The organism is Pseudocitrobacter sp. RIT415 (genome assembly GCF_003057695.2).
Lineage (GTDB): Bacteria > Pseudomonadota > Gammaproteobacteria > Enterobacterales > Enterobacteriaceae > Pseudocitrobacter > Pseudocitrobacter faecalis.
Window position 1 is genome coordinate 1 of record NZ_QBJC02000022.1, and the last position, 13,374, is coordinate 13,374.

The following is a 13,374-nucleotide window of genomic DNA, read 5'->3' on the forward strand; positions in this document are numbered from 1 at the left end:
AATTAAATATTATTCATGGTGTATATGTCCGACAATAACCCAACACTGACTCTGCCGATGCGCTATGCGGACTTCCCCACTCTGGTGGAAGCGTTGGACTATGCAGCCCTGAGTTGCGCCGGTATGTATTTCTACGATCGGCGCCTCCAGCTTGAGAGCACACTGGAATACCACCAGCTGCAACAACGCGCGAGAGCTGGCGCACGGCGATTGCTGTCGCTGAACATTGGTAAGGGCGAGCGCGTCGCGCTTATTGCCGAAACCAGCACCGGGTTCGTTGAAGCCTTTTTTGCTTGTCAGTACGCCGGTTTGGTTGCTGTTCCGCTCGCCATTCCAATGGGCGTAGGGCAACGTGACGCCTACACCACCAAACTTCAGGGTTTATTGGCCAGTTGTAAACCCGCCGCAATTATTAGCAGTGATGAATGGCTCTCACTTATTGATGTAGAAAATACAGATAACGCCACGCTTCATATTTTAAGCCATGCCGACTTTAATGCGCTGGCAGAAAAAGAGGGGGAACTCCCGCTGCCGTCTCCCGATGATATTGCTTACCTTCAATATACCTCTGGCAGCACCCGCTTCCCGCGCGGTGTTATTATTACGCACCGAGAGGTAATGGCGAATTTACGCGTCATTAGCCACGATGGGATAAAATTACGCGCAAGCGATCGTTGCGTTTCCTGGCTGCCTTTCTATCATGATATGGGGTTAGTCGGCTTTCTATTAACGCCGGTCGCGACGCAGCGCTCTGTCGATTATCTGCGCACGCAGGATTTTGCCATGCGCCCGCTCCAGTGGCTAAAGCTAATCAACCAAAACCGCTGCACGGTCTCGGTTGCGCCACCTTTCGGCTATGACCTGTGCCTGCGTCGCGTCAATGATCGCGATCTGGCCGAGCTCGATCTCTCCTGCTGGCGTGTGGCGGGCATTGGCGCAGAACCTATTCCTGCGCAGCAGTTAACCGAGTTCGGCGAACGCTTTCGTCAGGCGCAGTTTGACTCTTCCGCCTTTATGCCCTGCTATGGTCTGGCCGAAAATGCGCTGGCGGTGAGCTTCTCCGCTGAAGCCGCTGGGCTGCAAGTCAATGAAATCGACCGTGATATTCTTGAGCGCCAAGGCAAAGCCGTTGCGCCCACCGCCCAAACACGCGCCATTTCCACCTTCGCTAACTGCGGCAAGGCCCTTCCAGGGCATGCCATTGAAATCCGCAATGAACTGGGTATACCTCTGGCCGAGCGGGAAATCGGTCATATCTGTATTTCCGGGCCGAGCCTGATGAGCGGTTATTTCCAGGACATGGCTTCACAACAGGAAATTCAGTCAACCGGCTGGTTGGATACCGGCGATCTGGGTTATCTGCTGGATGGCGATCTTTACGTCACCGGGCGAATTAAAGATCTGATTATTATTCATGGTCGGAATATCTGGCCACAGGACATTGAATACGTCGCGGAAAAAGAGTTGGGCATTCATGCAGGCAACGCGATTGCGTTTGTCACCGCACAAGAGCGGATTGTCTTGCAGATTCAGTGCCGTATCAACTCAGAAGAGCAGCGCCAGCAAACGCTGCATGCGCTTATGGCACGCATTCAAAGTGAATTCGGCGTGATGGCGAATATCGAATTTGTTCCTCCGCACAGCATTCCGCGCACCTCGTCCGGTAAACCCGCGCGCGCTGAGGCTAAACGACGTTATCGAAGTCCGTTCGGCGAAACCATTGGCTCGCCGCAAACTCCGGTGGCAGGTTTAGTGCAATGACGCATACGGTCGCGGTAACGGGGGGAACGGGTTTTATTGGCAGGCATATTCTTGCCAGTCTGCTTTCCCGCGGCTTTACGGTTCGTGCCTTAACCCGCGTTCCGCGTAATGACTCAAGCCATCATCTCACCTGGATCCAGGGTTCACTGGAAGACAGGAACTCTCTCGCGGAACTGGTAAAAGGCGCGCGATACCTTGTTCATGGCGCAGGTCAGGTACGTGGGCACAATGAGGATGTTTTTACCCAGTGTAATGTGATGGGCAGTCTGCGTCTGCTGCAGGCCGCCAAAGAAGGCGGATGCTGCGAGCGATTTCTGTTTATCTCTTCCCTGGCCGCGCGGCATCCTCAACTCTCCTGGTACGCCAATTCGAAATATATGGCCGAACAGAAATTAGCGGCAATGTCCTCCGGGATCTCACTGGGCGTTTTCCGCCCCACAGCCGTTTACGGCTCGGGTGACAAAGAACTCAAACCGCTCTTCAACTGGCTGTTACGCGGGGTTCTTCCCCAGCTCAGCGCGGCGGACACAAAGCTCTCTTTTATTCATGCGATCGACCTGGCACAGGCCGTTACGCAGTGGTTATCCAGTGAAACCCCGCAGGCACATACCTACGAATTAGGCGACGGCACCGGGAGTTATAGCTGGAAGGATCTTCAGAACATCGGCGCCACTGCGCGTCAGGGGCCGGTCAGATTAATACCTGTTCCCCGGTATCTGCTGCAAATGATGGCGGATATCAACACGCGGCTCAGCCTGCTGACAGGAAAAGAACCGATGCTCACCCGGTCAAAAATATGCGAACTCACACATCCGGACTGGTCGGTAAACATCAAAAAGGCCGTCGACGATTTTAACTGGTCTCCAGGGATTAGCCTGACGCATGCGATACACAACAGGCTATTTTGATTATCTACATAACAGGTGTGGCAACATTTCTATGGTAAATCGTGAAAGAGTGATGGATTACATTCTCTCCTGCTTGCGGGAGATGATCGAAAATGGACGGGAAATTAAGCCTGACAGTGATCTCGTCAACGATCTGGGCCTGGAGTCGATAAAGGTGATGGATTTATTGATGGAGTTAGAAGACGAATTCGATATTTCCATTCCTATCAATATCTTGCTGGATGTCAGAACCCCTGTGCAATTGCGTGATGCTTTAATTCCCCTGCTGGAGAACCGCAATGAGTCTTTATGATAAGTTTTCACGTCTCGCCAGCGAGCGCGAGCAGTTTTCCACCTCCGGCATAACCCCCTTTGGCACCTGCATTGACGAAGTGTATTCCGCCACACAGGGGCGCATTGGCACACAACGGGTCATTCTGGCGGGAACCAACAACTATCTCGGCTTGACCTTCAATGCCGACGCCATCGCCCTGGGCCAGGCGGCGTTAGCCGCGCAGGGTACCGGCACTACCGGGTCGCGCATGGCGAACGGCAGCTACGGCCCGCACCTTGCGTTAGAGCAGGAACTGGCGCAATTCTTCGATCGTCCCTGCGCAATTGTCTTTTCTACCGGCTATACGGCTAATCTCGGCGTCATTAGCGCACTGGCAGACCACAACGCAGTGGTGCTGCTGGACGCCGACAGTCATGCCAGCATTTACGATGCCTGTACCCTGGGCGGCGCAGAGATTATTCGCTTCCGCCACAATGACGCGAAAGATCTCGAACGCCGAATGGTGCGTTTGGGCGAGCGTGCGCGTGACGCCATAATCATCGTCGAAGGCATTTACAGCATGCTCGGCGATGTGGCGCCGCTGGCAGAGATTGTCGACATTAAGCGCCGTCTGGGCGGCTTTTTGATCGTGGATGAAGCGCACTCTTTTGGCGTGATGGGGCTACATGGGCGGGGTCTGGCTGAAGCGGTCGGCGTTGAGCAGGATGTTGATATCATCGTCGGCACCTTCAGTAAAAGTCTCGCATCTATCGGCGGCTTCGCCGTCGGTGGTAAAGAGATGGAAGTGCTGCGCTATGGTAGCCGCCCCTATATTTTCACCGCCTCGCCATCGCCTTCCAGCATCGCCTCCGTGCGATCCTCTCTGCACACCATTGCCACCCAGCCCGCGCTGCGGCAAAAATTGTGGGATAACGCGCATCGTCTGTATGAAGGGTTGGAAAAACTGGGCTATCAGCTCGGTTCACATATCAGCCCGGTTGTGCCGGTGATTATCGGATCGAAAGAGGAAGGTCTGAAGATCTGGCGTGAACTCATTACAGCCGGCGTTTATGTGAACCTGATTTTACCACCCGCTGCACCAGCAGGAATCACTTTGCTGCGCTGTAGCATAAACGCTGCGCACAGCGATGAAGAGATCGATGCCATTATTCAGGCCTTCTCCGCGCTGAAGTCCTGAAACAAGTTCAGCCATGCGCATATCACGACGCATGGCTGACTCACTCACCGCGCCCGATCGTATCTCCGCACCAGGAGTATCGCCACTATCACGCAGGCCGTCGGCAACGCCAGCGCAGTTAACGGCGCATTGAGGGCGAACAATAATCCCAGATTAACCATAATTTGATAACTGATGTAGAGCAGCAGCCCCAGAATACCGCCCATGGCTAAGCGGCTGCCGAGCCCTGACGAGCGCGGCGTAACAAAGGCAAACGGAATCGCCAGTAAGATCATTGCCAACGTTAAAACTGGCCGCCCCAGCTTTTGCCAAAGCGCCAGTTGGTACTCCATGCTGGGCTGGTGTGTCTGCTTGAGATAGGCAATGTAATGATTAAGCTGACAAATGGAAAAGGTATTTCCCGGCAACGAGAGCACGTCCAGACCCATATGGGTGAAAAAGGCGTTCCACGGTAAACTTGCTTTGCTTTCAATCGTTTCCCTGCCCTCATGCCACTGTTTTTTACGCACGTCCTGAAGCACCCACTTATCGCCTTTCACAATGGTCGCTTTCCGGGCATAGATGTAGAACGCAAGTGAGAGGTCGTCGCGATAGTGAAAAATCTCCACCCCCATAGGCTGCCCCTGCTCGTTCAGTGATTTCACGGTCATAAACGTATTATCGCGACGAGCCCACAACACATTCCCGGTCATATCGATAGCGTTCCCGGCGGCCATCGACACATTTCTCATTTGCAGCGCCCGCTGCTGTAAAGGCGAGGCCACCCACTCATCAATCGCCCCCAGCGATACCGCCCATATCACGCCCGCGCACAGGGCCACCATTGCAATCCTGAAAACGGAAAAACCGGTACTGCGAATGGCCGTCAGCTCACTGCTTTTCGACATCAGCCCCAGCCCGACAATCCCGCCGAGCAGCGCGATGAAGGGCCCAAGATCGATAAGGCAGCGCGGGAGCGTCATCAACACCACCAGCATCGCCTGCGTCCAGTGATAGCCGCCAGGGCTGACATCATCCAGTTCGTTGATCAGATTAAAAGTACTGAACAACGGCAGCAGCAGTCCCGCCGCCGCTGCAAAACCGGTGAAGAGGTAACGCATCAGGTATCGGCTCAATAACGTCATCGGAAAAATGTCTGTCGCCAGGAGAAGTCGCGCGCCATCAGCACTAGCATGCCGAAAAGCATAAGAACCGGCACCAGCCAAACGCCGGGCGTCAGGGGTATCGCGCCGTTCGCCACCAGCGTTCGGCAAACATTGCCGCCGTAAAAAATCGCAACGAACATCAGTGTCAGCGGGATTAACGTGGCAAAGCGCCCTTGCCGGGGTTTTACGCGGCTTAATGGAATAGCCAACATCGCCATCAACAGTGCGGTGATGCCGCGGCTTTTTCGCCATTGTAGCTCCGCATGGTCAGCCGGATCGCTGGAAACCGACAGCGTCTCAGCCGGTTTGGCTTTACGTTTAATTTCCACCCGCTGCGTCAGCGGATTGAGGTGCAATTCAAGATTACGGTAAATTTGCTCGTTATCGTCGCTGCCCTCCTGGTCGAGCGTATAGGCCGTTCCGGCGTGTAGCATCACCGTTGGCGTCAGAGGGGAAGAGTCGATCACATCAATAGATTGCGCGCGGAACAGACTGGTTTTTCCGGCTGCCGAGGTGTAAATCAGCGCTTCATTCAAATGATTCGACTTAGGATGAATCATCTCGGCCATGATCATCCGGCCGTTATCATTGACGTTGAATTTTTTCGCCTGCAAATGGCGAACGTCCAGCTCCGACTGCGATTCCTGTTCTAACAGATAGATTTGCGCATACGCCCACGGTCTACCGTACACAGAGAGCAACATCACCAGAACACTCAGTGGGATAGCCAAAGCTATCACCGCCTTATACAGGCGCAGCGGGCTGGCGCCTGCGGCGGACATGGCGGTGATTTCCGAATCGGTATACAACTGACCCAGCGTCACGCCCACCGACACATACAGCGCGACGGGCAGAAGCATCTCCAGCGCAATCAGCACCTTATAGAAAACCACGCTTAATACCACTTCCAGCGCCAACGTGCCGTTAGCGGCTTCGGTGAGATAACGTTGTGCGCAGTAGCAGGTAAAAATGAAGATCAAAAAACCGACCATAATCAGCATCAGGCGACAGGTTCCCCCTATGATGTAGCGCTCAATCAGTTTCATGTTTAGCCGCAGACCTTTCTTTTTCAGAAATGAGCACCCATAGCAGCTTAATCACCTCGCTGACCTCTTTTTCCGTCAGGCCGCCGTCTTTGGCCCACACGATTTGCCCCTGATGGTTGAGGACAAAAATGGTGGAACTCTCTTGCGGAAGCTGCCAGCTATTGCGCCCCACGCCACCGCCGTCGATGACGAACTGCGCCCAGGCATATCGGCGCTTATTGTTCTCAATCTTCTCACGCACGAAATAGCCGGTGCCGAAGACGACATCATCGGTATTCACAATGGTGGTAGGCTGAAACACATCGCCAGGAAAGTGCGCTTTCTCGACGGCTTTAATCAGCAGTGAATTCTTCTTTTTCGCCGATTTCCGCCCTGCGATGTACTGCACTATGCGCACTTTCCCCACCAGTTGCGCGCTGTTCCAGGGGTGATAACCAATGCTATCGTCGTCATTTAGCTGCAGCTCGCCGCCGTCACTAATGGCGATTGGCGAAACGGCCTTACCCACGACAAAATTGTGCGCCGCCGCCAGGCCGGGAAGACTCAATAGTGTTATCAACAGCATAATGGCGCATGTGCCTCTCCATCGATTATCCATCATCGTATTGAGCGTCCTTTTACAGCGGAAAGCGCGCCAGAAGCAGTTCTAAGCGCTGGCGGATGTCCTCGTCCAGCGCCACGGGCGTCTCATAGGCCAGACGATTTTCCATGTCGTCGGCCACCATCTCATCATGCTTATCGCCCATCAGCCCGTTGATGGCGGCCAAAAAGCGGGAAACCTGACATGCTTCGCGGTTATCCGGGTCAATCGACCGCAGAGTGTCGTAAAACGAAACCTGCTGGCTGATGATTTTTCGCACGTCATGGAATTCGCGCCCAGTGAGCTTTGGTCGAGCGATGATTGTCTTTAGCGTCTGCATTTGCGATCGGCGACAGGCGACAAAATTGTCAACGCTCGCCAGCGTGCTATGGCGCAAGCGGTAGCGCACCAGCCCCCATACCGGCGAGCTCAAATACACCCGTAGCAGCCTGCCGTAAAAGCCAATGACATCCTTCTTTTGATTACGAAATCCATCCTGAAAGCGCCCAAGATAGACCGTCGTTTTGCCAAACAGGAAACCGGCCTGGTGTTTTTGCAGATACAGCCTTTGGGCGAAACGCAGATGCTTATAGCGCGCACGCATATATTTGTACTGCAGGCGTTCTGCTGCAGAGAGTTCAACACCGCTTGCCTGTTTCAACGTCAGATCGAGCAAATCCTGGCGCGTTACCCCCTCTTCCCAGAATTGCAGACACAACGCATAGTTGTCCTGAATGATTTCCGGCGTGCAGTGTAAATCAATCACCGGCGGCAGGCTGACCTGCGCATCCACGTAATCGTCCTCTTCTACCGCCGTAAACAGGCGCCGGGTCACTTCAGGTGCAAAACGTTTTTCCATCACTTTCCGCCCTCCGTCGATCCTTTAAAGACCAGTAAATGACGCTGAAAATAGGCCCGTAGCGTCGGCGCCAGCGAAAACAGGACGTCGAGACATTGACCAAAGAAATAAGCGAACGCCGCGCCCATCACGCCGAAAATATGCGATAGGGCGATCAGCAAAATCAGGTAACCTGCAGAGGCGAACGTTTGGGCGACGAGAAAAGCACGCTGTTTACCCGCCATGAGCAGCAGCGACTCCTGCGGGAAGCCCACCATCGAAATCACTATGGCCGCCAGCATGACCTGAATTAAGTCGTACGCTTCAAGGTATTTCACACCGAACACCAGCGAGATAAGCGGTTTGCCGACCACAATCACCAGCAGCGCGACCAGAATGCCAATCCCGCCGGCCAACAGCGCAGAACGAATGCCCAGCATCCACGGACGCTTTGTGCGTGGGTCAAGGCGCATCACTTCCGGGTAAAAACTTTTGCTCAGCAAGCTGGCAGGCGTACCCGCCGCATCAAAGAAAGTCATGGCAATTTTAAACAACCCCGCCGCCGCTGGCCCCAGCACTACGCCTACCAGCACGGTGCTGCATGAGTTGCGCGCCGCCCAGATGGAGTGCGCGATGTTGGTTGACCAAACGAACCCCCAGGCGCCAGGTATCCGTCGCGCGGATTCAAACAACCGGGGACGCAGTGCACCATGAATATGGCGGCGCCGCAGTTCGCGGGCGGCAAACCACCAGTACATTGTGCCGCCGACCAGATTCGAGGCGTACCAGGTGATCACAAATCCGGCGAAACCAAAATCACCGTAATACGCAATCACGCTACCCAACGCGCGCAGAAAAGGCTTTGTCGCCTGCTGAATAGCAATCAGATCAAATCGGTTGACCGCTCGCAAAATGCCGGTCGGCGTGGATGACGCCATCGAGGGAATCAACGTGCAATAAAGCATGGCTAACCAGAAGCTTTGCGCATCCAGCCCCATGGAATGAGAGAGAAATGGCAGCAGCGCCATGCCACCGACAATAGCAACAGCCCCGCTGGCGATATCCAGACCTAAGGAAAACGACACCACATCACGAAACTGCTGCGGGTTATTATTTTCCAGCGCGGGCGTGCCGTACTGAACCACCAATTGCCAGGTCTGAAACTTGATAAAATCGCTGATGGATTTGGCGTAAGACTGCACAACCACCAGCACGCCAAACATCGCCGGCGTCATGCCCTTACCGGCACAAGAGAGTGCCAGCAAACCCAGCAGAGCGCTCACCACATTACTGGAGCCTAAATACGCACTATTGCGAATAATGGTGCGGAACGCGCCATCAGAAAACCAATTTTTCATTGTAATAATAACAGTCCGTCAGGCTCTAATATTCAACAAAGAATTAAATACTTTGCATTCATAATTTAATAAAATGCTTTATTAGCAGCCGTTCATATTAATTCGCCACACGCTGGCGTTTTGAAATCGCAGCCACCTCAGAGGCTGCCGACAATGCTTTTTTCAGCACCTCGGCATAAGGTGCGCGCGCATCCAGCTCTATAATGCGTGAACCGTTGTAGTTAATTCTCGACATCACGTCGATTTTATCCCGCAGCTCTTCATAATCATGATCGGGCTTTCGCGAAAACGCTGTCTCGACATCAATCATCAGTCGAATAATTAAATCTGGTTGATAGCGCGCCATGTTCTGATATAGCAACGTCTCGCGCGCTGCCAGTCGCTGCTTTATTTTCCCCGTCGCGCGCTCAATGCCGATACCCGGCCCATCGTAATAAAAGCCGGAGATTTCTGCCTGGGGGAAGCGGTCGCTCACCACCAGCACGCCACGTTGCGTCAGTTGCTGAACCCTGCGTAACTTCACTCGCCGACGAAGCGAAAAGGCGAACATAATCAACGCGGCCCAAAGCGCTGGCGATCGGTTTTTCATGCTCTGCGTCTTCGACGACTTCGCGGCCAGTCGCCGCTCAAGCCAAACACCAATCAGCGGTAACTTTTTGATTTTGTCGCCATCTTCTCCTGAAAGCAGCCCCAGATACCGACGCTCAGTAACCCACTGCATTTGTAGCTGTTTCACCAGATCCGTGGTCAGGGTTGATTTACCGGTGCCATCGCAGCCCACCACCGCAATCAGACCAGAAATAGATTCGGTCTGAGGCACTGTGGCCGGGGTGAGGTTGGTTGTTTCCATGGTGTTTACTCTTGAATTCGTCACAATCAGATTGCGGCAATCAGGAAAGCGCGGATTGAATCGAACGTAATGATTCAGCGAGGACGGCATCCGCGGGCTGGCGTCCATCCAGCTCAAGAATGGGCGCATTGTTAAAATTGAGTGTAGGGATCACGGTAGTTTTCTCATGCAGCGCCGCCAGTGAATGATCGGGCTTGCGGCTGAAGGCCGTTTGCTCATCAATCGCGAGGCGAATCAATAACACAGGGATATAAGAAGCCATCCAGCGATATAATTTCAGTTCTTTTTTTCTGAGCAAACACACCCAGCCGTTACCGCCTTGCGTCTTTGCCAGTTGCGGGCCATCAAAACGAAAACCGGGCACTTCCACCTGCGGGTAGCGGTCGGTTATCAATACATAACCTTGCTGGCTTTTGCGCAGCATTTTGCGAAACTTCCAGCCCCGCCAGCAGGAGAGTAAAAAGATAACCAGCGCGCTAACGTTGCCCGGCGGTAAGGAAGGATAGTCATGAACCCTGGCGGCTTTGGCACGTAAATACCGGCCAAACGGCGCACCGATAATCGGCAGCTGCGTAATCCATTCGCCAATACGCCCGGAGGATTGCCCAAGATAAAGTAATTGCGTAGGCAGGTTTACGGCAAGCTTTTCAACCAGCGCCGAAGCCAGTGTTGATTTACCAGAACCATCACAACCGACAATGGCAATCACTCTGACAAAAGGTGGATTAACCTTTTGAATATTATATTGGCTCATGAAAAATCCATTATTAAAGAAATGATTGTATATTACTGGCATTGTGCTCAGAATATCTTTTCGGCATTGTCGTGACAATAATTAAATGTCAGCATGCGATAAACTATCGTCACGCTTAAATACATTTATCAAAACAATATTTAATATGGATATATTAAATAAGGAATTTATTTATGCAGTCAATAACACCGCCGGTTATTGCCGTTATTGGTAGTGACGGCTCCGGTAAATCCACTGTCTGTGAACGTCTGATTACCACCTTAAAAAAATATGGCCCTGCCGAACAGGTTCACCTGGGAAAACAAGCTGGCAACGTTGGTCGTGCCGTGGCCAAACTCCCCTTAATGGGTAAATCACTGCATAAAACCATAGAACGCAACCAGGTGAAAACGGCGAAAAAATTACCCGGCCCGCTTCCCGCGCTGGTAATTACCGCTTTTGTTGTACGCCGCCTGCTCCGTTTTCGCCATATGCTGGCATGCCATAAAAAAGGATTAATCGTGTTAACCGATCGCTACCCTCAGGCGCAGATCCCCGGCGCTTACGACGGTACCGTTTTTCCGCCCAATGTGACCGGTAGCCGTTTTGTTTCATGGCTGGCTGAATGTGAACGCAAGGCCTTCCACTGGATGGCCAGCCATAAACCGGATTTAGTCATTAAACTGAACGTTGATCTTGAGGTAGCCTGTGCGCGGAAACCCGATCATAAGCGAGAATCGCTGGCACGGAAGATAGCGATTACCCCGCAGCTCACATTTAACGGCGCCGAACGGGTTGATATCGATGCGAATAAACCACTGGATGAGGTGCTGAACGACGCGGAAAACGCGGTGATGCGCTTTATGGCGCGCCGGGGATATACGCTGTTGTCACAGGGCTGATTACCCTGTTAAGCCCGGTATATCACCGGGCTTAAGGGGTGTCACTCAGATAAGCTGCAGCGCAATCCAGTACAGCGCCCCGGATAAAAAGATGGCGGCTGGCAGCGTGAAGATCCACGCCATCAAAATACTGGTCACCGTTTTACGCTGTAAGCCGCCACCATCCACCAGCATGGTGCCTGCGACAGCGGAAGAGAGCACATGGGTGGTGGAAACGGGCATCCCGATGTAGCTCGCCAGGCCGATAGACATCGCCGCTGTAATTTGGGCGGACATCCCCTGGGCGTAGGTCATCCCTTTCTTGCCAATTTTCTCACCAATGGTCATCGCCACACGTTGCCAACCAATCATCGTGCCGATACCCAGCGCCAGCGCTACGGCCATGATTATCCAGACAGGCGCATACTCAATCGTACTCAGAATGTCGCTTCGCAGTTTTTTCAACATCTGCTGATCGTTAGGATTCACACCTTCTGACTTCGCCGCTTTTTCTGCGGTATCGGAGATGCAGAGCATAATGCGGCGTAACTGACTACGCTGACTCGCATCTAACGCACTGTAGTGAGTTATATTACCTGCGAGCAAAGTTTTCACACGATCGAAAGTCTCCATCGTATTCGCCGGATGGCAGTGAAACGCGCCAGATTGCCTATCAGCAGTCTGTGCAGTCGCCACCGGTTGCTCCGTTGTGGTGATGGCTTTCAACAGCGCCGGACGTTGCTCAAGGAACACCTCAAAGTTGTTGATGGCATCGCGGGTACGGGCAATTTCGTATCCTGATGCGTTCATGTTGACCACAAAACCGGCAGGCGCGATCCCGACGAGCACCAGCATCACCAGACCAATTCCTTTTTGACCATCGTTCGCACCGTGGGAAAACGCCACGCCCGCCGCCGAAACGATCAAGGAGGTTCGCGTCCAGAACGGGGGTTTTCTCAGGCCACCTTTCTTTTTACGTTCTTCGGGCGAACGGTGGATGCGGGCGCGTTTTTTGGTGCCGCTCCAGAAACGGCGCAGTAAGAAAATCAGCCCGCCCGCCAGCACCAGGCCCACAATCGGCGACACAATTAAGGAGGTGAAGATTTTCGTCACTTCGCGCAGATTTAATGCTTCAACCACGGAGTTGCCGTTCATTATCGCGTTGGTAAGTCCAATGCCGATAATCGCGCCAATCAAAGTATGCGAGCTGGACGCCGGCAAGCCGAAAAACCAGGTTCCCAGGTTCCAGATAATTGCCGCCAGCAGCATCGAAAAGACCATTGCCAGCCCATGCGAAGACCCCATATTCAGCAGCAAATCCGTCGGTAGCATATGCACAATGGCGTAGGCCACGCTAAGGCCGCCCAACAGTACACCAAAAAAGTTGAACGCTGCGGCCATAACCACCGCCAGCCGTGGGTTCATGGCGCGCGTGTAGATAACCGTCGCCACCGCGTTTGCCGTATCGTGGAAGCCATTAATCGCTTCATAGAACAGGACGAATGCCAGAGCAAGCAATAATAAAAGCCCGGTGTATATATCCAAGCCCATAAATAAATTTAGCATATATATAATTGCGCCATATTAAAATAATGAACCGGCGCATTATCGGGGAGTTTAGCTATTCGGGCAAAGTGAATTGTATTTTTTTAGTGCCTGAACAATAAATATAACCTTATCCTCTTAAAATAATTTTCATATCCAATAAATCACCCGAAATATATCTAAAACATGAATGTTTCGCTAGAAAAAGAAAAAGGTCAAATAGCAATTTTTGTTGAATGTTTCCAAAAAAAACCGGGTAAGACTTGCGTCTACCCGGC

At 52.9% G+C, this 13,374-nt stretch carries 13 protein-coding genes; 5 read left to right on the forward strand and 8 right to left on the reverse strand.

Annotated elements, in window-relative coordinates; genetic code table 11:
* The first annotated feature begins 24 nt into the window (after nt 1-24).
* The 4 genes from DBY68_RS18360 to DBY68_RS18375 are packed head-to-tail and all read left to right on the forward strand — an operon-like array spanning nt 25 to nt 4,120.
* A complete protein-coding gene (locus DBY68_RS18360) occupies nt 25-1,761 on the forward strand; it encodes a fatty acyl-AMP ligase (protein WP_108476086.1) in 1,737 nt (578 codons plus the stop codon).
* On the forward strand, nt 1,758-2,669 hold the full coding sequence (locus DBY68_RS18365) for an NAD-dependent epimerase/dehydratase family protein (protein ID WP_108476085.1): 912 nt from the start codon (nt 1,758-1,760) through the stop codon (nt 2,667-2,669). The genes DBY68_RS18360 and DBY68_RS18365 overlap by 4 nt, the downstream gene beginning before the upstream one ends.
* Nucleotides 2,670-2,700: 31 nt before the next feature.
* Nucleotides 2,701-2,961, forward strand: coding sequence for a phosphopantetheine-binding protein (locus DBY68_RS18370; RefSeq protein ID WP_108476084.1), 261 nt, complete (start codon nt 2,701-2,703; stop codon nt 2,959-2,961).
* A complete protein-coding gene (locus DBY68_RS18375; RefSeq protein ID WP_108476083.1) occupies nt 2,948-4,120 on the forward strand; it encodes an aminotransferase class I/II-fold pyridoxal phosphate-dependent enzyme in 1,173 nt (390 codons plus the stop codon). Before DBY68_RS18370 ends, DBY68_RS18375 begins: the two co-directional genes overlap by 14 nt.
* A gap of 44 nt (nt 4,121-4,164) precedes the next feature.
* On the opposite strand, the gene lptG is transcribed toward DBY68_RS18375, so the two are convergent.
* From lptG to DBY68_RS18410, 7 genes are all read right to left on the reverse strand, one after another.
* Nucleotides 4,165-5,244 (reverse strand): LPS export ABC transporter permease LptG, encoded by a 1,080-nt coding sequence (lptG, locus tag DBY68_RS18380; RefSeq protein ID WP_108476082.1) that lies wholly within the window; start codon nt 5,242-5,244, stop codon nt 4,165-4,167.
* The gene (gene lptF / locus DBY68_RS18385) at nt 5,241-6,311 is read right to left on the reverse strand and encodes an LPS export ABC transporter permease LptF (RefSeq protein WP_108476081.1); all 1,071 of its coding nucleotides are present in this window, start codon (nt 6,309-6,311) and stop codon (nt 5,241-5,243) included. The genes lptG and lptF overlap by 4 nt, the downstream gene beginning before the upstream one ends.
* The gene (locus tag DBY68_RS18390) at nt 6,298-6,909 is read right to left on the reverse strand and encodes a YtfJ family protein (RefSeq protein ID WP_108476095.1); all 612 of its coding nucleotides are present in this window, start codon (nt 6,907-6,909) and stop codon (nt 6,298-6,300) included. Before DBY68_RS18390 ends, lptF begins: the two co-directional genes overlap by 14 nt.
* Nucleotides 6,910-6,928: 19 nt before the next feature.
* Nucleotides 6,929-7,753 carry a hypothetical protein gene (locus DBY68_RS18395; RefSeq protein WP_108476080.1) on the reverse strand — a complete coding sequence of 275 codons (825 nt, stop codon included), beginning with the start codon at nt 7,751-7,753 and terminating at the stop codon, nt 6,929-6,931.
* A complete protein-coding gene (locus tag DBY68_RS18400) occupies nt 7,750-9,087 on the reverse strand; it encodes a lipopolysaccharide biosynthesis protein (RefSeq protein WP_108476079.1) in 1,338 nt (445 codons plus the stop codon). The genes DBY68_RS18395 and DBY68_RS18400 overlap by 4 nt, the downstream gene beginning before the upstream one ends.
* Nucleotides 9,088-9,184: 97 nt before the next feature.
* Nucleotides 9,185-9,937 carry a hypothetical protein gene (locus tag DBY68_RS18405; RefSeq protein WP_108476078.1) on the reverse strand — a complete coding sequence of 251 codons (753 nt, stop codon included), beginning with the start codon at nt 9,935-9,937 and terminating at the stop codon, nt 9,185-9,187.
* A 40-nt stretch (nt 9,938-9,977) separates the two neighbouring features.
* Entirely contained in the window at nt 9,978-10,691 is a 714-nt protein-coding gene (locus tag DBY68_RS18410; RefSeq protein ID WP_108476077.1) for a hypothetical protein, read from the reverse strand.
* A 173-nt stretch (nt 10,692-10,864) separates the two neighbouring features.
* Here DBY68_RS18410 and DBY68_RS18415 point away from each other — a divergent pair, with 173 nt between their 5' ends.
* A complete protein-coding gene (locus DBY68_RS18415) occupies nt 10,865-11,572 on the forward strand; it encodes a dTMP kinase (protein ID WP_108476076.1) in 708 nt (235 codons plus the stop codon).
* A gap of 45 nt (nt 11,573-11,617) precedes the next feature.
* On the opposite strand, the gene pitA is transcribed toward DBY68_RS18415, so the two are convergent.
* Entirely contained in the window at nt 11,618-13,117 is a 1,500-nt protein-coding gene (gene pitA / locus DBY68_RS18420; protein ID WP_108476075.1) for an inorganic phosphate transporter PitA, read from the reverse strand.
* Nucleotides 13,118-13,374 lie beyond the last annotated feature (257 nt).

Bases quoted from the DNA above. Each gene is read 5' to 3' on its own strand.
- DBY68_RS18405 (WP_108476078.1), bottom strand. From the start codon at position 9,937: ATGGAAACAACCAACCTCACCCCGGCCACAGTGCCTCAGACCGAATCT.
- DBY68_RS18365 (WP_108476085.1), top strand. From the start codon at position 1,758: ATGACGCATACGGTCGCGGTAACGGGGGGAACGGGTTTTATTGGCAGG.
- lptG (WP_108476082.1), bottom strand. From the start codon at position 5,244: ATGACGTTATTGAGCCGATACCTGATGCGTTACCTCTTCACCGGTTTT.
- DBY68_RS18390 (WP_108476095.1), bottom strand. From the start codon at position 6,909: ATGGATAATCGATGGAGAGGCACATGCGCCATTATGCTGTTGATAACA.
- DBY68_RS18370 (WP_108476084.1), top strand. From the start codon at position 2,701: ATGGTAAATCGTGAAAGAGTGATGGATTACATTCTCTCCTGCTTGCGG.
- DBY68_RS18415 (WP_108476076.1), top strand. From the start codon at position 10,865: ATGCAGTCAATAACACCGCCGGTTATTGCCGTTATTGGTAGTGACGGC.
- DBY68_RS18410 (WP_108476077.1), bottom strand. From the start codon at position 10,691: ATGAGCCAATATAATATTCAAAAGGTTAATCCACCTTTTGTCAGAGTG.
- DBY68_RS18375 (WP_108476083.1), top strand. From the start codon at position 2,948: ATGAGTCTTTATGATAAGTTTTCACGTCTCGCCAGCGAGCGCGAGCAG.
- pitA (WP_108476075.1), bottom strand. From the start codon at position 13,117: ATGCTAAATTTATTTATGGGCTTGGATATATACACCGGGCTTTTATTA.
- DBY68_RS18400 (WP_108476079.1), bottom strand. From the start codon at position 9,087: ATGAAAAATTGGTTTTCTGATGGCGCGTTCCGCACCATTATTCGCAAT.
- lptF (WP_108476081.1), bottom strand. From the start codon at position 6,311: ATGAAACTGATTGAGCGCTACATCATAGGGGGAACCTGTCGCCTGATG.
- DBY68_RS18360 (WP_108476086.1), top strand. From the start codon at position 25: ATGTCCGACAATAACCCAACACTGACTCTGCCGATGCGCTATGCGGAC.